At 62.8% G+C, this 20,670-nt stretch carries 18 protein-coding genes; 13 read left to right on the top strand and 5 right to left on the bottom strand.

What is annotated here, in order from left to right; translation table 11 throughout:
- Window positions 1–58 precede the first annotated feature (58 nt).
- The 4 genes from KWG56_RS05785 to KWG56_RS05800 all read left to right on the top strand — a co-directional run bounded on the left by KWG56_RS05785 (window position 59) and on the right by KWG56_RS05800 (window position 5,996).
- Entirely contained in the window at window positions 59–1,153 is a 1,095-nt protein-coding gene (locus tag KWG56_RS05785) for a DUF4238 domain-containing protein (RefSeq protein WP_219354065.1), read from the top strand.
- Between the two features lie 371 nt (window positions 1,154–1,524).
- Entirely contained in the window at window positions 1,525–2,958 is a 1,434-nt protein-coding gene (locus tag KWG56_RS05790; protein ID WP_219354066.1) for a hypothetical protein, read from the top strand.
- Between the two features lie 135 nt (window positions 2,959–3,093).
- Window positions 3,094–4,485, top strand: coding sequence for a toll/interleukin-1 receptor domain-containing protein (locus tag KWG56_RS05795; RefSeq protein WP_219354067.1), 1,392 nt, complete (start codon window positions 3,094–3,096; stop codon window positions 4,483–4,485).
- A complete protein-coding gene (locus KWG56_RS05800; RefSeq protein WP_219354068.1) occupies window positions 4,482–5,996 on the top strand; it encodes an argonaute/piwi family protein in 1,515 nt (504 codons plus the stop codon). The genes KWG56_RS05795 and KWG56_RS05800 overlap by 4 nt, the downstream gene beginning before the upstream one ends.
- A gap of 81 nt (window positions 5,997–6,077) precedes the next feature.
- On the opposite strand, the gene KWG56_RS05805 is transcribed toward KWG56_RS05800, so the two are convergent.
- Window positions 6,078–6,998, bottom strand: a complete 921-nt coding sequence (locus KWG56_RS05805; RefSeq protein ID WP_219354069.1) for a HEPN domain-containing protein — start codon at window positions 6,996–6,998, stop codon at window positions 6,078–6,080.
- A 202-nt stretch (window positions 6,999–7,200) separates the two neighbouring features.
- Here KWG56_RS05805 and KWG56_RS05810 point away from each other — a divergent pair, with 202 nt between their 5' ends.
- Window positions 7,201–7,395, top strand: a complete 195-nt coding sequence (locus KWG56_RS05810; protein ID WP_219354070.1) for a hypothetical protein — start codon at window positions 7,201–7,203, stop codon at window positions 7,393–7,395.
- 144 nt (window positions 7,396–7,539) lie between these two features.
- Here the strand turns inward: KWG56_RS05810 and KWG56_RS05815 are convergent, their stop codons facing one another.
- From KWG56_RS05815 to KWG56_RS05825, 3 genes are read right to left on the bottom strand one after another with little or no spacing between them, the layout of a single operon-like run.
- Window positions 7,540–8,400 carry a plasmid partitioning protein RepB C-terminal domain-containing protein gene (locus KWG56_RS05815; RefSeq protein ID WP_244999731.1) on the bottom strand — a complete coding sequence of 287 codons (861 nt, stop codon included), beginning with the start codon at window positions 8,398–8,400 and terminating at the stop codon, window positions 7,540–7,542.
- Between the two features lie 40 nt (window positions 8,401–8,440).
- Window positions 8,441–9,325 carry a plasmid partitioning protein RepB C-terminal domain-containing protein gene (locus KWG56_RS05820; RefSeq protein ID WP_219354072.1) on the bottom strand — a complete coding sequence of 295 codons (885 nt, stop codon included), beginning with the start codon at window positions 9,323–9,325 and terminating at the stop codon, window positions 8,441–8,443.
- A complete protein-coding gene (locus KWG56_RS05825) occupies window positions 9,322–10,887 on the bottom strand; it encodes a recombinase family protein (protein WP_280638403.1) in 1,566 nt (521 codons plus the stop codon). The genes KWG56_RS05820 and KWG56_RS05825 overlap by 4 nt, the downstream gene beginning before the upstream one ends.
- A gap of 76 nt (window positions 10,888–10,963) precedes the next feature.
- On the opposite strand from KWG56_RS05825, the gene KWG56_RS05830 reads away from it, so the two are divergent.
- Complete coding sequence (locus KWG56_RS05830; protein ID WP_219354074.1) at window positions 10,964–11,347, top strand: hypothetical protein; 384 nt, start codon at window positions 10,964–10,966, stop codon at window positions 11,345–11,347.
- Window positions 11,348–11,369: 22 nt separating this feature from the next.
- Here the strand turns inward: KWG56_RS05830 and KWG56_RS05835 are convergent, their stop codons facing one another.
- Window positions 11,370–12,251: a 3'-5' exonuclease gene (locus tag KWG56_RS05835; RefSeq protein WP_219354075.1), complete on the bottom strand. Its 882-nt coding sequence runs from the start codon at window positions 12,249–12,251 to the stop codon at window positions 11,370–11,372.
- Window positions 12,252–12,598: 347 nt separating this feature from the next.
- Here KWG56_RS05835 and KWG56_RS05840 point away from each other — a divergent pair, with 347 nt between their 5' ends.
- The 7 genes from KWG56_RS05840 (at window position 12,599) to KWG56_RS05870 (ending at window position 20,654) form a co-directional block, all read left to right on the top strand.
- Window positions 12,599–13,429 carry a hypothetical protein gene (locus tag KWG56_RS05840; protein ID WP_219354076.1) on the top strand — a complete coding sequence of 277 codons (831 nt, stop codon included), beginning with the start codon at window positions 12,599–12,601 and terminating at the stop codon, window positions 13,427–13,429.
- On the top strand, window positions 13,426–14,520 hold the full coding sequence (gene dbpB / locus KWG56_RS05845) for a DGQHR domain-containing protein DpdB (protein WP_219354077.1): 1,095 nt from the start codon (window positions 13,426–13,428) through the stop codon (window positions 14,518–14,520). The genes KWG56_RS05840 and dbpB (KWG56_RS05845) overlap by 4 nt, the downstream gene beginning before the upstream one ends.
- Window positions 14,517–15,803: a tRNA-guanine transglycosylase DpdA gene (gene dpdA, locus KWG56_RS05850; RefSeq protein ID WP_219354078.1), complete on the top strand. Its 1,287-nt coding sequence runs from the start codon at window positions 14,517–14,519 to the stop codon at window positions 15,801–15,803. The genes dbpB (KWG56_RS05845) and dpdA overlap by 4 nt, the downstream gene beginning before the upstream one ends.
- The gene (gene dbpB, locus KWG56_RS05855; RefSeq protein ID WP_219354079.1) at window positions 15,800–16,897 is read left to right on the top strand and encodes a DGQHR domain-containing protein DpdB; all 1,098 of its coding nucleotides are present in this window, start codon (window positions 15,800–15,802) and stop codon (window positions 16,895–16,897) included. The genes dpdA and dbpB (KWG56_RS05855) overlap by 4 nt, the downstream gene beginning before the upstream one ends.
- Window positions 16,898–16,944: 47 nt before the next feature.
- On the top strand, window positions 16,945–17,313 hold the full coding sequence (locus KWG56_RS05860; RefSeq protein ID WP_219354080.1) for a 6-pyruvoyl trahydropterin synthase family protein: 369 nt from the start codon (window positions 16,945–16,947) through the stop codon (window positions 17,311–17,313).
- Window positions 17,310–18,008 carry a 7-cyano-7-deazaguanine synthase QueC gene (gene queC, locus KWG56_RS05865; protein WP_219354081.1) on the top strand — a complete coding sequence of 233 codons (699 nt, stop codon included), beginning with the start codon at window positions 17,310–17,312 and terminating at the stop codon, window positions 18,006–18,008. The genes KWG56_RS05860 and queC overlap by 4 nt, the downstream gene beginning before the upstream one ends.
- A gap of 144 nt (window positions 18,009–18,152) precedes the next feature.
- Complete coding sequence (locus KWG56_RS05870; RefSeq protein WP_219354082.1) at window positions 18,153–20,654, top strand: DEAD/DEAH box helicase; 2,502 nt, start codon at window positions 18,153–18,155, stop codon at window positions 20,652–20,654.
- The last annotated feature ends 16 nt before the right edge of the window (window positions 20,655–20,670 follow it).

Below are 20,670 nucleotides of genomic sequence, written 5' to 3' on the forward strand. Positions count from 1 at the left end.
TGCCCAGTTCGGGAATTGCTCGTCAAAACTCCAAGAACCGATTCTGGGGACGCGAGAGATGTCAGGTAAGAAGCAGCACTTCATTCCCCAGTCGCTCCTTCGCGGATTCGCGACCGAGACCCGAAAAGGACATCGGCTCTGGGTCCACCACCGTGAACGCGGGGTGTTTGAGGCCAATGTCCAGGACGCCGCCGCAGCCCGCTTCTTTTATTCGGAACTCCGGACAGAGGGGGCGCCCGCGACGCTCGACGATCGGATAACGGCCTACGAAAGCCGACTGGCCGAACATCTAAAAATGCTCACAGCGTCTCCCGAGGGGATGATCGCCGATGATGAAGTCGCCAGGGAAGTTGTGGCGCACCTGGCCTTTCGAACCGAGGCGACCAGAGACCTCGTCGGCGAAGCCATGATCACCACCCAGCGACTGAAGGCATGGATGGCGACTCCAGCCGTGATGCTGGCCTACGTCGGTGCAGATCGAGACAAGCCGGGACCGCGGATCGAGAGCTTCCTCGAAATCCTGCGTGCTGACCCGCGATGGACGAGGACCTTTGGCGCCGTGAAGTCCCGCCACATCCGAAAGGTTCTGTTCGCGGAGGTACGACGCGACCCGATGCGCTTTGTGGGCGGAATGATGGAGGAAACCCGGCGTGAGACCGAATTTCTCCTTCGCGAACATCGAGCGCTCGCCAGAGAGGTGCATACCGACGCCCTTAGCGCGGACGTCGTATCAACGGCGTCGATGCGGCGACTAGAGGGCCTCACCTGGTCGGTCGCAGACTACGACAATCTTCCCCTACCCGACACGGTCGTGCTCGCTTCACGGGACAGTTTGAACTTTCGCGGTCTATCCTGGATAGAGGCTGCTGAGCAGCGCGACGTTGTCATGCCACTATCCCGAGGACGGTTGCTTCAAGGCCAGCGAGACGGGCCACGACATTACGATCCCGGGACCTTGCGCTACGCCTTGATGCGGGGCGCAGACGCGTTCGTGATCAACTGCACCCAGATCGCCACCTTCGATCCCTCGATCATCGGCGCGTCGAACGCCGAGGCTTTCGACGAACTTATCACGAGCCTGACGTCCAACATTCTCACAGAACCACTCCGGCGATCTCGCCCTAGTGACACGCCCGCCCTGACCAGGCGCTAAATCATGCCAGGGAAAAGGCACCAGCATTCTATGCGTCAGTCCATTTCAGCGAATACCGATTAGCGCAAAACGCTTTGCTCTTCCTCGCACACCCAGGTCGCCTACACGCAATGGCGACTGCGAGGCGCCGGACGTCTGACAGGCGCCACAAGCGGAAATTCAGATCCTGCCCAGATGCCGACATTCATCCGCGCCCGCAGTAGTTTTGATCCCCGAACGCTGATTGCACTGCGGCGTCTCCGAAGGTCCGCCGGCAACGCAAAGCCGCTCCGTTGCGATGCATTAGTCGTTGAAGATCGGTCGGCGATCACCGACATTAAGGCCAAGATCAACCTCGGGTTGGTCAAGCGAACCAGAAAACAGGAAATCCTATGGCCGGTCTGGTCCCCATTAGATCCAACGAACTCATCGATCCGCAGGCCCAACTGCTGGTTAGTTTCCTCGAGCAAATGGGACTGCCGTCCGAAAACATCATCGCCGATCAAAGTCAGCGCGCCATCATTGGGACCAATCTTGGCGAACTCATCGCCTCGATTCCGGCCGAGCATCGCAAGGATGCGCGGTATCTTTCCAAGTTCGTGATCGGTGCCGGCTTCGGTCTATTCGACTACTCGCTCAACGCCATCTGGAACGAGGTCGTTCTTAAGCTGCGCGCAAAAGCGGTCATGTATGGGCTGGACATCTTCTTCGATGCGGCCGTTGGCGGCAGCAAGGCCCGCGAACTGTATTCGACCGAGGAACATCTTTCAGCGCTCAAGGACTCGGTCCTGCTCGATAGCTGCCGCAAACTCGAACTGATTTCCGATACCACCTACAAGAAGCTCAAACACATCCTCGACATGCGGAATGACAACGGCATTTCGCACCCTACGACCTACTCGATCAACGCATTTGAGTTGCTCGGCTACCTGCAGAACTGCGTCCAGGATGTCCTGAACGAAAATCCAACGGCCGCGGCGCTCCAACTGCAGAGCTTCGTCGCCAATCTAAAGACCTTGAACGGCCCGCTCGACCCGACTGCGAAGGCTTCGATCGAGGCCAAGATCATCGAACTGCCGACCCATCTGTGCGGAAACCTCATCCGCACGGTGTTCGGCCTGTACGTCGCGCCTGAAACAGACCCGGCAGTCCGCAAGAACATCACGCTGTTTGCGCCCAAGCTTTGGGCTGCGTGCGATGACGACACCAAGTTCAAACTCGGGATCGTGCTCGAGGGCTACAACGTCAATCTGTACAAGGACAAGCATGCGCTTGGCGCACAGTTCTTCGAGGTGGTCGGCGGTCAGGCGTTCCGCTCGCCCTCCGAACGCGCCATCATTATCGATGGGTTGATCACTAATCTGCTCAATACTCATAATGCCTGGGATAACTTCCATCACGAACCGTCGGTGGCGCTCGAACTCGCCTCCTACGTTCCAGACCAAGGGGCGGTTATCGAGCACCTGGCCAACCGGATGTTCACGGTCGTGATGACCTGTCGTCTCGGCAACGGCGTGGCCTACAATTCAGGCGTTTCGCCCGGCGCGAAGGGGTTCTACGACCAGATTCTCGCTATCGCGGGAGATAAGTACGCCCCGCATGTAATGGCTTCGCTGTCGTCGTCCTACGAAATCAAGGCGCGACTGAGCAATGAGCGATGCCGTGCGCAAGCTCACAAAGCTCTCCAGGTTGTTCGAGGCGTTGTCATCAATCAGCGGATCGCCGAATGCCTTGATTACCTGATCGCCCGGATCGAAACGGATTCTTGCTGTGTGAATTCGATCGAGTTCCAGAAGCTCTCCGCCGGCTACATCAAGTGGGGATAGGAGCGGGTTTAAGCGGTCCGACAGTTCGAGTTGGTCCGCCGGAGAGTGATCTGTCCAAAAGCGGCGGCTGTGAACCCAACTGGCGGTTCGCGGTCTAGACCTGGCTAGACTAGGTTGAACTGATTCGGCGGTGACATGTATCGGGACACCATCTTCATCTGCCACGCTACTCCGGACGATAACGATTTCGTCCGGTGGCTCGGCGCGAGGCTCACAGGCCACGGCTATAAGGTGTGGGCCGACATGTTCGGCTTGAAGGGGGGAACGCCGTTCTGGAACACCATCGAGGAAGCGCTTCGAGAACACGCCTGCAAGGTCATCTTCGTGGCGTCGCAGGCCAGCGTCGATCCCCAACGTCAGGGTGTGAGAAACGAGCTCTCCGTGGCCGACGCGGTTCGTAAGGCGCTCGCTGATCCCGCCTTCATCATCCCTGTTCGGATCGACGACGTCGGTTTCGCCGATTTCCCCATCCTCGTGCATCAGCTCAACGCGATCGACTTCAGCAAAGGCTGGGGCCCAAAGCTCGTTGAGCTGCTCGACACGCTCGAAACCGCCAACGTGCCGCGCATTGAGCACGACCAGACCGCCGAGTTCGAACTATGGCGGCAGGATGCTGCCAAGACCTCGGCCCTAGTCAACGTCGAGCCGGAGCCCGTGCTGACCAGCCTGTCTCCTGTAAGCGCTCTGCCCTCGACCCTGCGCTACCTGAAGGTCAACGCGGACGCCGCTGTCGTCGCGCAGTCGCTGCGCACGAGCGGGATCCCGTTTTCGGTCTTCTACCAACTGCTTCTGACCTTCGCCGATCTGGATGAGGTCAATTCGGCCTTGCCGACCCCGTTTGTCGCCGAGCCCCGAGCCGAGCGTCCGTTGCAGGATTTTCTGAAAGGCCCTTCAGCCGACGTCACGAGCCCTAAGCGCGGCGACGCCCACAATATCGCCACGGCTCTTCTCCGGCAGCATGTGGAGCGGCATCTGTTGAACCGAGGCCTCAAGGCTCTGGAGCAGCGGGCCGGATCGGCCTTCTATTTCCCGGCCGATCTCCTCGCCAGCAACAAAGTCACCTACACGGCCGCGTCCGGGAAACGGACCTACAAAAAGGTCGTCGGTCGCAGCGAGCGGAACCGTGTCTTTTGGCATCTGGCGATGAAGGTCACCGTCGTCCTCGGGCCGACGACGTTCGTTCGGTTCAAGCCCTATGTCGCCTTCTCCGACGACGGGCAGGTTGCGATCTCGGACCCGAAGCGAACCACGCCGATACGCCGTCGCTTCTGCAAAAACTGGTGGAACCAGCACTGGCGCCAGCTGCAGGAGGCATTTGTCGCGTGGCTTGCGGAAGGACAGATGGACTGCGTCATCCCATTGGACGGCGACCAGAAATTGATCCTCGCCGGCCGGCTGTTGCAGTTGACCGCTCAGAGACACATCGTCGGGGATCTGCAGTTCCAAGACGACGCCGACGATCCGGACGAGCCGGAGGATGATGAGGACGACGGCGTATTCGACGCCGACGCGGAGGGCGAAGAATGAGCGATTGGACGGTGACCCACATCGACGAACCGCTGCTCAGCTTCGGATTCAACCAGAAGACCGAGCATCCAAAGGATGGTCTGTTTCTGTTCGGCCCGCCGGCGTCCAACCAGAACCCCGCGCGCATGGATGTCGGCGTGATAGGGACATCGGACGGCATCAGGAGGTACGAAACCTGGGTCAGGGCCTTGGCTGCGACGATCGCGGCTCCGGGCAGCGGCCGCGAAGAAAACAAGACGATGTGGCCAGGGTTTCAGGCCGCGTTCGGCGTGCCCTGGCCCGCGACGCCCTTCGCCAAGATCACGATCGACGGCGACCTTCTGAGCCGCAGTATCCGCAGCGAGGATCGGCATGACGGGATTTTCCGGGCGGTCGATGTCTACGGCGACGCCTTGCGGAAGTATCTGCGCGAGCAGGAAGGCCGACCGCAGTTCTGGTTCGCGGTCATACCCGAAGAGGTGCATCGCTATGGTCGTCCAAAATCCGTCGTGCCCCGCGATCAGAGGGAGAAGGCGTCAGGCACCATCGGTCGTCGCGCGGCGAAATCCATCCTGTCCGCAGGCTCGCTGTTCATCGAAGAGATGGAGGCCGCCGCGCTCTATGAGTACGAGCTCAACTTCCACAACCAACTGAAGGCTCGTCTGCTCGACACGGGACAGGTATTGCAGGTGGTTCGGGAAACGACCCTGACGCCGTCCGAGTTCGAAGAGGGGGCCCGCAGGTCGCTGCAAGATCCGGCCTCGGTGGCCTGGAACCTCGCCACCACCAGCTTTTACAAGGCGGGGGGCCGTCCGTGGCGGGTAGCGGGAGTCCGAGAGGGGGTTTGCTATGTCGGGCTGGTGTTCAAGCACATCGAGAGCGCCAAGGGCCGCGACAACGCCTGTTGCGGAGCTCAGATGTTTCTAGATTCCGGCGAAGGCGTGGTTTTCAAGGGCGCCGTCGGGCCCTGGTTCTCGTCCACCGATCACAGCTTCCACCTGAGCCGCGAGAAGGCCGCGGAACTGATGGGCATGGTGATTGCCTCCTACATCGAGATGCACGGCCGCCCGCCATCCGAATTGTTCATTCACGGCAAGACTTGGTTCGAGACGGCGGAATGGGAGGGTTTCCAATCAACGGTGCCGCCGGAGACCAAACTGATCGGCATACGCATCCGCCGTCAGAATGAGCTGAAGCTGTTTCGCTACGGCAGTCGGCCGGTCTTGAGGGGGACCGCCATCCTCGCTTCGGATCGTCGCGCCTATCTCTGGACCACCGGCTTCACGCCTCGGCTTAACACCTATCCTGGCCGGGAGGTGCCGAACCCCATCACGGTGGACATCGTCCATGGCGAGGCGGACATCCGCCAAGTGCTCACTGACCTGATGGCGCTGACCAAGCTAAATTTCAACAACGCCAGTTTCGCGGATGGATTGCCGGTAACGCTGCGTTTTGCCGACCTAACGGGTGAGATCCTCACGGCCGGGCCGGCAGACGCCACCGCTCCATTGCCATTCCGATTTTATATCTGATGGAGATCACGCCCGGGGAGTCGCGGGCCCGCATGCGCCAGAGGCCGCCCGAAAGCAGAGCTTCCAAAGTTCGCCTTTGAGTTATTGGCGGCTATTGCTCGCTGCCGCCTGCGCACCAAGACGATCAAGGTGCTCGCGACAGACTTGATCGACAACGACTCGAAGAGCCTCGACCCGCTCTCCCAGCCAGGCCAGTTCCTCGGGCGTAATCTTGTAATGCTTCGAGTATCGCGCCTTTACGTAAGCCGCCCGCAAAAGCTCGAAACAACGCCGCTCAAACTTGGTGTCGTGCGGCCATGCCTCTGCCAATCGCAAGTCTAACGGCTCGCACCGGCGCCGCAGAAAGACAAGATTATGGGACTTTGGACTGTACTGCGTGAACACAAGAAGGATACAATGATAGAGACGCTCTGCAGCCTGGTGAAGAAGGAATGCTGCATCGTTTGGCTCCCCCTTCTCAATAAAGAACTCCGCACCCATCAGTGCACTTGAGGCGCGAGGAATCCACTCTTCAAATGAGATGCGAGCCTCCTCCAGGGCCACCCTCGGTGCTAACTCACTAGGCGTCACGAACTCCACTCCTGGCGTATCCTCCAGCACGACCCCCTCGCGTAGAATATCCGCAAAGAACGACCGCCCGCGCGCCAACTGGTGGTTCACGTCATCCAGACTGTGCACAATGAAGCTGATCGGGGTCCGTAAACGCGATACACCCGGCGTCGTCCGCCACAGTGCGGCATCCCAAAACTCACTGTCGGTCAGATCTTCATGATCGACCACGATCAGTATGTCGAAGTCCGAGAAATACCGCCCGACAGGGTCATGCACCCAGTCGCCGCGCGCATATGATCCGTAGAGGATGATCTTCAGGATCCGACCATTCTTCAACCGCTCGGCGTTTCGCGTCGAAATCGCTTCGGCGAACGAGGCCTTCAGCACCTCGACCACGCGAAGCAGCTCCGCCCGCTTCAAGGGCGGCAGATGATCGAGATTGAAATTCATCTCAGGAGTCTCACCGATGGCGAACGTCGCCGCAAGTGCGATGATCTATCGCCCAACCGCACTACGCGTCCGGTCAACCGGATTCGTAACCACAGAATCCAGTTCGCAAGACGCTCAAACCCCTTGACGGACATTTCGGAATCACGGCCTCCAATAATTCTTCCTTGCTTCCCAGCAGATTTCTTTCAATGGAGATTTGCGGGTGAAGCTCATCAAGCCGAAACACATCGAACCGCAGCGGTCGCCGAACCGGGTGTCCGTTCGCAGCGGCCGCTTCAATCTAGACGGTGATGGTGCGCACGGAGTCTGGGCTGTCGTCGCCATCTTGACCGGCCTCTTCGTGCTGATCGCCCTAGCGCCCGCCGCCGTGGCGACCGTCATTCGGCTGATAAGATGAACTCGGCCAACCGCATATCACCTCGCATTTCGCCTCGGGCACATCGACTGGTCCGGCAGCGCATCCGCTTCACCCCGGCCTGGGTAAGGCCGGAGTCCTAGCCCGAAGACATCAAATGCCTTCGCCCTCAGTTTAGCGTCAAACTCACGGTTCTGGACGGTCTGCCTCGTCCAGCGACGATGCGCTGATGATTGCCCGGAATTCCTCAACCAGTTCAGGATGTCGCGTCGTCAGATAGCGTTCGATGAGGGTATTGCCCAACAAGCGGTTCAGATAGCCGCTGGCGAGGACCAGATGGAGCACGTCGTCGCCGTAGGACGCCTCGAGCGCCCTGAAATCCTTGGTCAGAGAGGCCATCTCCCGCTCCATCCGGGCCATCTGGTCCGAGGTCATGCCGCCGACCCGCTTAGGCTTGTCCGGCCGGATCAGATCCGTCTGACGAGTCGCGGCCAGCAGAGCCTTGGCATAGGCCGAGGTGAAGTTGTTCGCCGACAGCATCAACTCGGCCGCCTCAACCTGACGCATGGGACGCATCTTGCGCAACACGTCGAAGGTGACCGGATTGACCGAATGCGTCTTCAAAAGATCGACCACCTCGGGCGCCACGCCCTCGAGGAGACTACGGCGGCGCTGAATTGCTTTGACGTCGACGTCCAGCGCCCGCGCCAACTTCTCTTCCGAGACGCCACGCTCCAGGGCGCGAACGATCATGTAATGCTCCTGAATCGTCGCCAGTCGATTGACCCGACGATTGTAGGTGAAGGCCTCGTCGTCGTCCGCGACCAGGCAGCGGGTTTCGACGGCGCCGAGGCCTCTTAGGATCGCAAGGCGGACATGGCCGTCCAACAGCATCCAGGCGCCGGGCGTTCTCGGTCGCGCCACCACGAGGGGCTCGATAACCCCCACCTCCTCGACAGAGCGAGAGATCCGCCGATACTTGACCGACTTCAACGCCTGGTCGGTGAGCCGCCGCATCGGCAAGATGTCGTCGAGCGCCAAGGTCACCAGACGGTCTTCGAAGGCTGCCTTCACGTCCTTGCTCATGTCAGCGTCCCGACGCACCCAGGCGTTCAGCCAGCGGACGCGGGAGGGTGTGCATAGACTCAGCGCGCAGCAGGGTGACGAAATGATCGTCGTCGAGCAGTCGCCGTAAAGCGTTGACGACGAAGACGAGGCGGCTCTGGGTCAAGGCCGCTTTCTTGACCAGGAGCTTTTGCCGGTCGGTCTCCTTGCGGTAGGCTCGCACGAGGACGTCGGCGGTCACTCTAGTACGCGGCCCTCCCCCGCCCTCGCGGGCGCCGGAGCGGCCAGCTTTCCCGCTGGTCCGGCGCTGTTCGATGATCCTCCGGATCGCCAAGACCTGGTTGCCGGGCAAGGCCTTGCGCTCATAGGCGTCCGCCAGCGCGCCCTGAACCTCCCGGTCGTCGGCCTTGGCGATCTCCATCGCCACCGAATGCGGGATGACGCCGCGCTCTACAGCGGCGATGAGGCGTTCCTCGCCATTGTCGAGCAAGAAGCAGATCGCCCAGATGTATTCGGCGCTGAAGTCCGTCTTGATGGCGATCTCCTGGGTCGAGTAGCCCCGCGCCTTCAAGGCCCCGATCTCTTTGACCAGTTCGACGGGCCGGTGCTGACGTCGAGCCAGGTTCTCGACCAGGCTCATGACAAAGCAATCCTCCTCGGACGCCTCCGTCACGAGCGCCGGGATTTCGGATTGTCCCAAGGCCATGAAGGCCTCCAGTCGCCCCTGCCCGCAGATCAGATCATAACCGCCGTCTGCCCGCGCGCTCACCGTGATCGGCCGCTTCAGCCCGAGGTTGGCGATGCTGGCCACCAATTCCTGAAACACCTTCTTGTTGCGCGAGCGAGGGTTGAGCACCGTGATCTCAGCGACGGGGATGGACCGGACGTCAGAGATGAGATCGGTCATGCCGCAATCCTGATCGACGTGCGTCGCGTAAGTTCGAAGAAGGCATCCAGATCGTCAAAGCGGAAGGCGTCGAGGAAGATGCCGTTCGCCTCGGCCATGCGGACCCGGCCCATTGGCCCGACGTCGAGCCAAGGCAGGAGGTAATAGTCTCTCGCGACGGTGTTCGTGGCGTCCATCCGCACGGCTATCGTGATGTCCGGCTTCAGTCCGGCGTCCAGGCGCAGCTTCCACCGCAGTCCGCCAGCAGCGGTCTGCGAACACCGGACGACCGTGACCGAAACCGTGATCTCATCATTGACGGTCAGGAGGTCCGTCACCGGGTCGACCCGGATCGCGCCGCCCAGTCGCTCGACCTCCGCAACCGTGCGGGAGACCACGTCTGGATGGAGGGCCCGCAGCACCCGATTGGTCTCGAGGTAGCGGTAATCCCGCCCGGTGTCGTAGCCCACCAGTTGGTAGGCCCGAAGCAGTGTGCCGAACCTCTGCCGATAGGTCGAACTCGACGGCATGTCTTCGACCTCGTCGATGAGCAGACCTGAGAGGCAGCCCTTGCGCCCCAGCAACTCGGTCAGTCGCTCGAGGAGTTCCTCGTCAGTGAAGCGCCGCGTGCGATCGCTGATGATTCTCTGCGCAGCCGCGAAGAACTCGGGATCGACGATTCCCTGGAAAGCGCCGTCGGCGCGGACCCAAGCGTCGGGCGCATTGAGCACGCGCTTCTTCTTCAGCTTAAAGGAGACGCGGTTGTAGACGTTGTTGCCAATGTATTTCTCGTTGGTCAGGACCTGGTGCACCGTCCCACGCGTCCAAGGCCTGTCGAGGTCGGTGGCGATCCCCTCGGCGTTCAAGCGGACCGCTATCTCACGCTCCGAACGCCGTTGCAGCACGAACATCCTGTAGATCCGCTGGACGACATCAATCTCATCTTGGGGTCCTGCCGTCAGGATTACCCGATCCGTCTGCAGGCTCTTGTGCTCGCCCCGATCCAGAAGCGCTTTGGGACGCCGCTGCTCATCGACGAGTTGGCGCCGCAGACCAAAGCCTGCCGGTCCGCCCTGCCGGTAGCCCAGTCCGATCAGGCGACATTGGCCCGTAAAGACCTTGGCGGAGAGTTCACGGCTATACTCGCCGGCCATGGCCCGCTTCATGCCCTTGATGATGGTGGCCGTTAGGCTCCCGTCATTCTCGAACTGTTCGGCGCAGTAGTGGACGCTGATCCCTGCCTCGCGACACAGGTACTCGTAATAGGCGCTCTCGTCGGCGTCCTGGAACCGCCCCCAACGGCTCACGTCATAGACCAGGATGACATCATAATCGGCGCGCCCGGCCTGGACGTCCGCGAGCAGACGTTTGAGGGCTTCACGGCCGTCGATCCGCAAGCCGCTCTTGCCCTGGTCGGCGTAGGTCTTGACGATCTCGAAGCCTCGTCGCTCCGCGTAACCCGCGATGATGTCGGCCTGGTTCTCCGTCGAATATTTCTGATGTTCGGTCGACATGCGAACGTATTGAGCGGCGCGTAAACGCACGCTGTGGGATACGGCCGGGTTGTTCTCCCAAGCGCGCATAAGGGGTTCGGCTCCCTTCAAACGTCTCACTCCTGCTGGCGGCGACGTCGGGACATCTACGAGGGGGGAGCGCTGTATGTCGCCTACGCAGAAGGACCGAAAACTTCGGTCGAATTCCGGAAGAAGTCTTCTTCGGCCGCCGCAACCGGATCAGCAACCCAGCTTCGCCGAGGCCGTCGCAGACGCCATTCGTAGGGAGTTCGGCGGCACGCCGGGATCGGTGAAGCGCGTGGTTCGACTGACCCGCGCGAACGAGCGCGCGGTGCGCAACTGGTTCGAGGCCAAGAACGCGCCGAGCGGTGAGAACCTCGTCGTTCTTATGCGCCACTCCGACGAGGTCCTAGAGACCGTCCTCGCGCTAGCGGATCGCCAGGATCTGGTTGCGGCGCGCAAGCTCGCGGCGGCCCGCGAGAAACTGGAGGAGATGCTCGCCATGATCGACGAGCTTCAGACAGGGTGAGACGCCGCCAGTCTGCCCGCCGCTAGATCCGCGCTGAAAACCGGTCGGAGGCGTCGATCCGGCGCGGCGCGAAATCGACGTCCCGCTGGTAGATCTCCGCCCGTAGGAAGGCGATTTCGGCCTCCAACGCCTCCTCGCCGACATCGACCCACCAGGCACGAGGCGCACCGCGCGAACCATCGTCCCAACGATAGCCGCGCCCCTTGAGCGCATCCTTCATTTCAAAAGGCGCCCCCTCGGCCCGCAGTCGCCAGGTCGCTCGTCGGGCGGCGGACAAGAGACGCGCTAATCCGAAATCACCGCTGACGGGCAGACGCCGACGCAAGAGTTCGATCGCCGCCGCACAGTCGTTGGCCGCCCGGTGTCCGTCGTAGAAGAAGCCGGCCTGCGCAGCGAGGTGCACGAGTTTGAGGCCGTCCGCGCCTTCGCTTGCCCAATCGATCTGGGTCATCGAACATCCCCAAGGCCGCGTGACGAAGACTTCGCTAAACCGCTCGAGCATGGGGCGGTCGAAAGCGGCGTTGTGGGCGATCACTATGGCCGCCGAGGCGGCGAAGTCCCTCACCGCGTCCGGATCGATGACCTGGCCGCGCACAATCGCCTCATCGATGCCGGTCAGGGCCGTGATCTCCGGGGTGATCGGTCGGGATGGTTCGCGGAAGCCCTGGAAGGTCTCGCCTATGCCCAACACCTGACCATCCAGCCCGTAGTAGAACCGTACCATGGCCAGTTCGATGATCTCGTCGTGCACGAGATCCAGGCCCGTCGTCTCGACATCGACGAACAGACCCATGCGCCAGTCGCCGCCGCTCGGCGGCGGCGTGGCTGCCGATGGCTCGAGTTTGGTCAGCACCCGGTAGCGGCCGCTCGCGGTCAGGGCCGCCGCCATCGCCTCAAGATCCATGCGCACACCCTTCCCCGTCGCTCTCCATCCTAGCCAACGAGCCGCCAAGGTCCACGCCCCAAGCGGCGCTATTCGCTCGAGAGACGGCGCACACCAACGACGAATCCGCTAAGTGGTTGGACCAGCTCGCTTTCGTCGTGTCGCACCGGACCAAATGTCCGATGGCTGCGTTTTTCCCTGGATTTCGCGCGTTGCGCGTGAAAAACTACACGCCTCAATGAATCCCCTTCGCGCGAAAACTGCACGCTGGAAAACGGATCTTAGGCCGCGAAACCGTGACTCTCGTTCTCACCCTTTGCACCAAACGCAAGCGCGCCCCGGCCTCGGCCGAGTTGCATGCGCGCGCCTTGGCGCAGGGAACGGCGTCTGACGTCGCGACGTCCTGGTCCGAACGGCTAGCCGTCGCGCCTGCGGCTCAGACCGTCGGCGACCTATATGGCGGCAGGGGGTTCACCGAGGCTCGGCGCGCGGCCGATCACGTCTCGGGGCGACTGGCCATCATCTCAGCCGGGCTAGGACTGGTCGACAGCGAGACCAAGGCGCCGGCCTATAGTTTGACCACCGCGCGGGGAGACGCGGACGACATTCGCCTGAAGACCGGCGGGGGACGAAGCGAATGGTGGGCGGCGATCCAAGCCGCGTCGCCCTTTGCTGCCCAAGCGCCAATGCTCGGCGATGGTTTGATCCTGGCGGCGGTCTCTTCGGCCTATTTGGAGATGGTGGCCGCCGAGTGGTCGGCTTGGCCGGCTTCGGATCGGGCCCGCCTTCGCTTGTTCAGCAAGGAGGCTCCACAAGGCGCCGGGGCGATCTTGAGCGACGCCTGGATGCCCTATGACGACCGCCTCGACGCGGTCCGCGGGGATCTCGCCGGGACCCAAGGCGACTTCGCCCAACGGGCGCTTCGCCACTTCGCCACCGAAATCGCCCAGACGGGTTCGCCATACGAGGACGCGGCCCAGGTGTCGAAGGCCCTGCACGGTTTGAGTGCCCGCGAGGTTCCCGTGCGCCGGCGCATGACCGATGACGAGTTGAAGCAGGTGATCCGCGAGAACTGGGCGGCGGCGAACGGTCAGTCGACCATCATGCTCCGACGCCTGCGCGACACCTTGGGCCTCGCCTGCGAGCAGGGCCGTTTTCAAGGCCTGTTCCACGCGGTCAAGGCGGAGAGGGTCCAATGAGCAAGGTCGTGGTCCGTGCGCTGAAGACGCACCAGGGTTCGGATGTCGCTGTCTACGCCTTCTTCGTTCCTGGCGACCAGGTCGCCGAACTGGCCGACATCAGCCGCCTCAAGCGCGCCGATGGCGAACTGGAGGGTTTCCAGCGCCGCGAGATCAAAACCCATGTGGCGGAGATCGCCGAGTTTCTGAAGCAGGGGCAGGTCCTCTTCCCCAACGCCATCATCCTCGCCCTCTCCTCAGACGTGCGGTTTAAGTCCTCGCGCGGTCCTTCCGGCGAGGACGGTCAGGTGCGCAGCGGCGAACTGACCTTGCCGCTCAGGCCAGCCGGCCAACGCGCCGCCTGGGTGGTCGACGGTCAACAGCGATCCCTCGCCCTGGCCAAGGCCGGCCGCGCCGACCTCCTCGTGCCGGTCATCGCCTTCCAGTCCGACGACGTCACGGCCCGGCGCGAGCAGTTCATCCTCGTCAACAAGGCCAAGCCTCTGTCGCCGCGCCTCATCGACGAACTGCTGCCGGAGATGGGCGTGAACCTGCCTCGGTCGCTGAAGCCCCGTCAGGCGCCAAGTGAACTCTGCACGGCCTTGAATGACGACCCCGCCTCCCCGTTCTTCGGCCTGGTCAAACGGGAATCTCAACCGAACTCGCCGACCGGTGTCGTCACCGACAGCGCTCTGGCCAAGGCGATCCGCCTTAACCTGCGTCCCGGCGGAGCCTTGGGCGCGTACGACGGGGACGGCGGCCTGGAAGCCGCCTACCAAGCCCTGGTCGACTATTGGAGCGCGGTCCGCGACGCCTTTCCTGAGGCTTGGGGCAAGCCCTCGACGGAGAGCCGCTTGATGCATGCTGCCGGCATCCAGGTCATGGGGGCGTTGATGGACCCTATCTGGACACGCGCTGACGCCACTTCCGACCCCAAGGCCGCGGTCGCCGCCGCCCTCGCCCGCCTCGCGCCCCGCTGTTGCTGGGTCGACGGGGTCTGGGAAGACCTGAACTGGCCCTGGAACGAGGTCCAGGCCACCACCCGCCACATCAAGGGTTTGAGCGACCTGCTGCTCAAGCTTGACCGAGACCTATCGCGACCCGCCCGATGAAGTTCATATTCGCCGACAGTTTGGACTTCGTGGACCCTGGCTACGATTTCCTCAACGACCGCAACGCCCCGGGGCGCAAACCCTACTGGGACGATGCCTATCCGCACGAGATCCTGGGCTATCCGCCCTATCACGGCATGCTGGTCTCGCGCGGCATCGTCGGCGACGGCCCGGTCGCGGGCAAATACACCGACGCCCAGGCCATGCGGTTTCGGCGGGTCGGCGCGCGGGAGTTTCTGCGCCTGAACAAGCCAGAGTTCGCCGACCTGGCCCTCTTCGGCGACTGCGGCGCCTTCACCTACGTCAAGGAAGCCGTCCCCCCTTATACGCCGGCCGATACGGCGGAGTTCTACCACGACTGCGGCTTCACCCATGGCTGCTCGGTCGACCATATCATCTTCGATTTCGACGAGACCGTGCGCGGCATGGAAGGCGGCAGCGCCGAAGCGCATCGGCGGTTCGACCTGACGCTCGAGAACGCCGAGGCCTTCCATCGCGAGGCGGATCAAAGCGGCGGCTTCACCCCCATGGGCGTGGTCCAAGGCTGGTCGCCGCAAAGCATGGCCGAGGCGGCCCGCCGTCTGGTGGCCATGGGCTACGACTATCTGGCGATCGGCGGCATGGTCCCCCTGAAGTCCGTCCAGATCAAAGCTTGCTTGGCCGCCATTCGCGACGCGGTCCCGGCATCGACCCGGATCCACATCCTCGGCTTCGCCAAGGCCAATGACATCCACGAGTTCGCCCCGTTCCACATCACCAGCATCGACACGACCTCGCCGCTGCTGCGGGCGTTCAAGGACGACAAGCAAAACTACTGGCTGAGAGAGAACGGCGGTCTGGAATATTACACCGCCGTGCGCATCCCCCAGGCGCTCGAAAACCCTCGCCTGCAACGCCATGTGCGCCAAGGCGACGTCCGCGCCGAGGATCTCAGCGCCATGGAGGCAGCGGCGCTCAAGGCGCTACGCGCCTATGACCACGACGACCTCGACCTCGAGGGCGTGCTGGAGACGGTCCTGACCTACAATGCCGTCTTGGCCATGGGCCGGCCCTACGACGAGGTTCGCCATGCGCCGACGATGGAGAAACTCCGCGCCCGCTACCGGACGACCCTGGCGGCCAAGCCGTGGCGTCGATGCGGTTGCCCCATCTGCCGCGACGTCGGCATCGAAGTGATCATCTTCCGCGCCAGCAATCGCAACAAACGCCGGGGCATCCATAATCTCGGCGCCTTCAAATCCGTGGTGGACGCCCTGTCCACACCCGCAGACCTGATGCCATGACCCAGTCCACCCTGACCTTCCTAGCGGCCCGCGCACGTCAGAGCGCAAACCACGATGTCCTCACCTTCGCGGCTACGGCCGACCAGGTCCTGGCCTTCTCCGAGATCGAGCGGGTCGGACGCGACCAGGACGGCGCCTTGAGCGGCTTCCAACGTCCGCAGATCGCCGGCCATATCCGCGAGATCCGCGACTACCTCGAGACGGATCAAGCCGTTCTGCCCAATGCCATCGTCGTCGCCTTCACCGGCGGCGTGACGCTTGAAGACCTCGACGGCGGCATCTGCCGGATCACCATCCCTACGGGCGACGACGCCCCCAAAGGACTGGTCGTCGACGGCCAACAGCGCCTGACCGCCTTGAGCACTTCGCACCGACGCGATTTTCAACTGTTTGTCTCGCTTCTGGTCTGCCGAGACGAGGAAGAACTGCGTCGCCAGTTCGTGTTGATCAACAACACCAGACCACTGCCGAAGTCGCTGATCTACGAACTGCTGCCCGGGGTCGACGGCCTTCCGGACCGCATGCAGAGTCGACAACTGGCGGCGCGCCTCACCGAGCGCCTCAACTTCAACGCCTCGTCGGCGCTGCGCGGCCAGATCTACCAGCACACCAATCCGACCGGCGTGATCAAGGACACGGCGATCCAGAAGGTGCTGATGAACTCGCTGAGTGATGGGGTGATGCGCCTGATGGTGCAGGAGCCCAATGGCGAGCGTCAGTGTTTTGACCTGATCAGCGAGTTCTACAAGGCCGTGCAGATGGCCTTCCCCGAGGCTTGGTGGGGCCACAAACCGTCATCTTCGCGTCTGATCGGCGGCGCCGGGATTCAGGCCATGGGCTATGTGATGGAGACCCTGGCCCAACTGGACGACGCTCGGTCGTGGAGCGACTTCATGCGCGGTCTCTCCGCCCTTGAAGGCAAGACGGCCTGGACGGAAGGGTCGTGGGACTTCGGCAATGGGGATGTCCGCCACTGGAAGGCGCTCAATGTGACCCCGACCGATGTCTCCTTACTCGCGCGCTATCTCGAAGGCATCGTTCGCAAAGACATCCGGTCCCGCCGGGCCGCTCGCCACGAAGCCGTCGACGCCTAACCGCCTCCCCTTCCGCCCCCGACTCATGATCCTCTGACAACCACGCCATGTATGAACTGACCAAACAATTCCGCTTCGATTGCGCCCACACCCTCGAACGGGTCATCGAGACCGAGGGCAGCCGGCGGATTCATGGACATTCGTACCGCGCTCTGGTGACGCTTCGGGGCAAGCCAGATCCGGTCAGCGGGATGATCATCGACACCTCCCTGTTGGCCCTCAAGCTAGCCCAGGCTCGCGACGCCTTGGACCATCGTTTTCTCGACGAGATCAATGATCTCGGTCCGGGCACGATGGAGAACCTGTGCGCCTACATCTGGCGCAAACTCGAGGACGACGTGCCGACCCTGTTCAGCGTCTCGGTTCTGCGTGATTCCACCGAGGACCAGGTCACCTACTTCGGTGAAGCCGCGTGAGCGGCGCCCTGGTTCTCTTCTCGGGCGGCCAGGATTCCGCCACCTGCCTGGCCTGGGCGCTGGATCGGTTTGACCGGGTCGAAACCATCGGCTTCGACTACGGCCAACGCCACAAGGTCGAACTCGACGCCCGTCAAACCGTCTTCAGCGCCCTGAAGGCGCAGTTTCCGCAGTGGGCCTCCAAACTCGGCGAGGACCGCATCCTCGATCTGAGCGCCCTGGGGGCGATCAGCGCCACGGCCCTGACCCAGGACATGGCGATCACCACAGCAGCCTCCGGTCTGCCCAACACCTTCGTGCCGGGCCGCAACCTCCTCTTTCTGACCTTCGCCGCCGCCGTCGCCTACCGCCGCGGCTTGAAGCATATCGTCACCGGCGTCTGCGAGACCGACTACTCGGGCTATCCAGACTGCCGCGACGACACGATCAAATCGCTGCAGGTGACGCTGAACCTCGGCATGGAGACACGTCTGGTGCTCGAGACGCCGCTGATGTGGATCGACAAGGCCCAAACCTGGGAACTGGCGGACGAACTCGGCGGCGCAGACCTGGTCGAGCTGATCCGGGCTGAAACCCTAACCTGCTACAACGGCGACGTCAGAACCCAGAACCTTTGGGGCCGCGGATGCGGCCAATGCCCCGCCTGCGAACTCAGGCAGAGCGGGTTCGAACGCTGGCGTTCGACGCAGTCCTAATTTCTTAGTGACTGCGGCACCTTAGCAATTGCCAACGTCCGGTTGCTGCGCTTGACTACCCCTAGGGGGAAGCGTGCCGAATCCAAAGAGAGAGACCGAATACCGGTCCAGACCACCAATCCAGACAGGGCCCGGGGCGCCTTGATGGGTGGGACCGAATCTGAGGCCTGGCTGGCCAAAACCCAAGGCAAGGCAAGCAACGCCTTCTGCGCGGCCGAAACAACCGCCGACCGATTGGCGATGCTGCGAGAACTCGCAAGGCTCAGCGGCGGCCGAGCCTATCCCCCGATCCCAATCGCCGACGAGGACATCGCCGCGCTTGGACGCTTCGGCCTGGCCCTCGCCCACGACGGCGCCGTGCGGATCCTCGACGAGAACCTAGATGATATTGCGCTCGGATTGGACCGGGCGATGCGGGTCGATCCAGACCCACGCGGCGTCGCGGCAACCGCAGAGCCTGATGCCGCCCTCCTGCGACTGACAACGCACCGCCGATATCGGAGCCGAACCCAGAAGTCTGCGATCCAGGCTATTCTCACGTCGCCGGATGGCGCGAGCCTAATGGCGTCGATGCCGACCGGCGCCGGCAAAAGCCTGCTGTTTCAACTGCCGACCCTCTGGTGGCGGGAAGCGACGCCGGGAGCCTGCGCGGTCGTTGTTGTCCCCACCGTCGCCCTCGCCGAGGATCACCAACGGACGCTGCAGACGATGCCCGGCCTTGAGGCGTCGCGTGCGCTCAGTGGATCGACCTCACTCACGGAGCGACAAGACGTCCTTGCGCGCTTCCGGAATGGAGAAATCCCGATTCTGCTCTTGTCGCCTGAAGCCGCTTTTGGTTTTGCGCGACAAGATTTGCTGCAGACCGCCCTCCCTCTGGACGCCGCTGAAAAATATGGCCTTCAGGGAATCCTCGCCGGCGTATTCATTGATGAAGCCCATATCGTTGAGAGTTGGGGCCGAAGCTTCCGACCGGACTTCCAACGCCTTCCAGCGCTCATCAGCGAACTCCGCCGTCAGAACCCCGCGCTTCGCACAGTTCTTCTGTCAGCGACTTTGAACCCATCGGCCCTAAACGTTCTGCGCAATGACTATGGGTCGGGCGACTGGAGCGAAATCCACGCGCGCAGTCCCCGTTATCAGTTCGACCTTGCCGCCGCAGACTTTGAGACCCACGAGGCGCGCAACGACGCCCTCCTTCGCCTGATCGACCGCGCGCCCCGCCCGGCTGTCGTTTACACGACCCGGGTCGACCATGCCGAGGCTTTACACACCCGTCTCGTCAGAGACGGCGGGTATCGCCGCATCGCCTTGTTCACCGGGGCAGTCGCCGACGGCGATGTCCGCCGCCGTATCGTCTCACAATGGGCCGACGGCGATCTCGACCTCGTTGTCGCGACCTCCGCCTTCGGCCTTGGCGTCGACAAGAGCGATGTCCGCACGGTGATCCACGCCTGCCTCCCCGAAGGCGCCGCGCGCTGGTATCAAGAGGTTGGGCGGGCGTCTCGGGATGGCCACCAAGGTTTGGGCGTGACCCTTTGGGTTCCGAAGGGCGAGACCTCAAAGCCGCAGGGAAGACGCGCGACCGAGGAGGACAGCTTCCAGTCGGATGAGGACGACGCGGGCTCCATGGCCGGCGGCGGGTGGCTCTCCCGCGACATAGCGGAAGCGCGCTGGCGGGCCCTTTTGGCCGCGGCCAACGTCGACGGCCGTGATCCCCAGACAGCGGCGACGCGTCTGACCCTTCCCCTTGATGCGGCGCGGGAGGGCATGGATCCACGTTACACTGGCGAGCGCAATCGCGGTTGGAACCGCAGCCTACTCAATCTGCTGCAACGACAGGGCGTTCTGACTGTCGACGCCGACGCTCCCCAGAAGGACGACATCCCTGTCCACTGGCGCGTGTCCGTCGACCGCGATGACCTGCTGAACCTGACAGATCAGATCCGATGGGACCAAATCTGGACAGAAATCTTTGAGGGCCGAGACCGCGAAGTGTTGGAAGCGCGAGCGGAGTTGCGGGCCTTTGTGAAGGCTATGCGCCGCCAGGCCACGGATTGCCTCTTGAGAAGCACCTATCGTCTCATTGAACCCGAAGCCGCGCCGGAGGCTTGCGGCCGCTGCACCGCGTGTCGCGCCCAATCCGTCTCGCCGCCCGAGACGCCCACCCCGGCAACGGCCCCGCGGCCATGGGGTGGCTACGCCCCGCGCCAAGGCCTTATGCCCCGCGGCGTCCTCTTGGTCGCCCCTGAGGCGTCCGACACTCATCTGATCGAGCGCCTTGTGGGCGTCGGCGTCGAACAAGTCGTCGCGCCTGAGCGCGACGCTGAAGACGTTGCTCGCAGATTGTCATCGCTCGGCGCCCGTTTCGGCTTCGTGCGCGGCGCGGCGAACTGGCTCCGACGAGACGCTCGATTGCTCAATCTTCCGACGGCCCTCCTCCCACCGTCATCAGAGCGACTGGGACCCTGGCTGCGTGAAGCCGAGCGCTTCATTGCCGACTACCCCGACCAGTCCGTAATTCTGATCGCGGATCCGAACCAGCGAATCGATGGACGTCCCTTGCATCAGATCACCTCGCAGCACGCCCCGTATGACGAGGCCGTGCTCGACGCCTTCATCCAAGATTTCCGAGAACCTGCGCAATGAGCCTCCTAAGCAGTAC

Origin of the sequence: Brevundimonas nasdae, assembly GCF_019395145.1 — a bacterium.
GTDB lineage: Bacteria > Pseudomonadota > Alphaproteobacteria > Caulobacterales > Caulobacteraceae > Brevundimonas > Brevundimonas nasdae.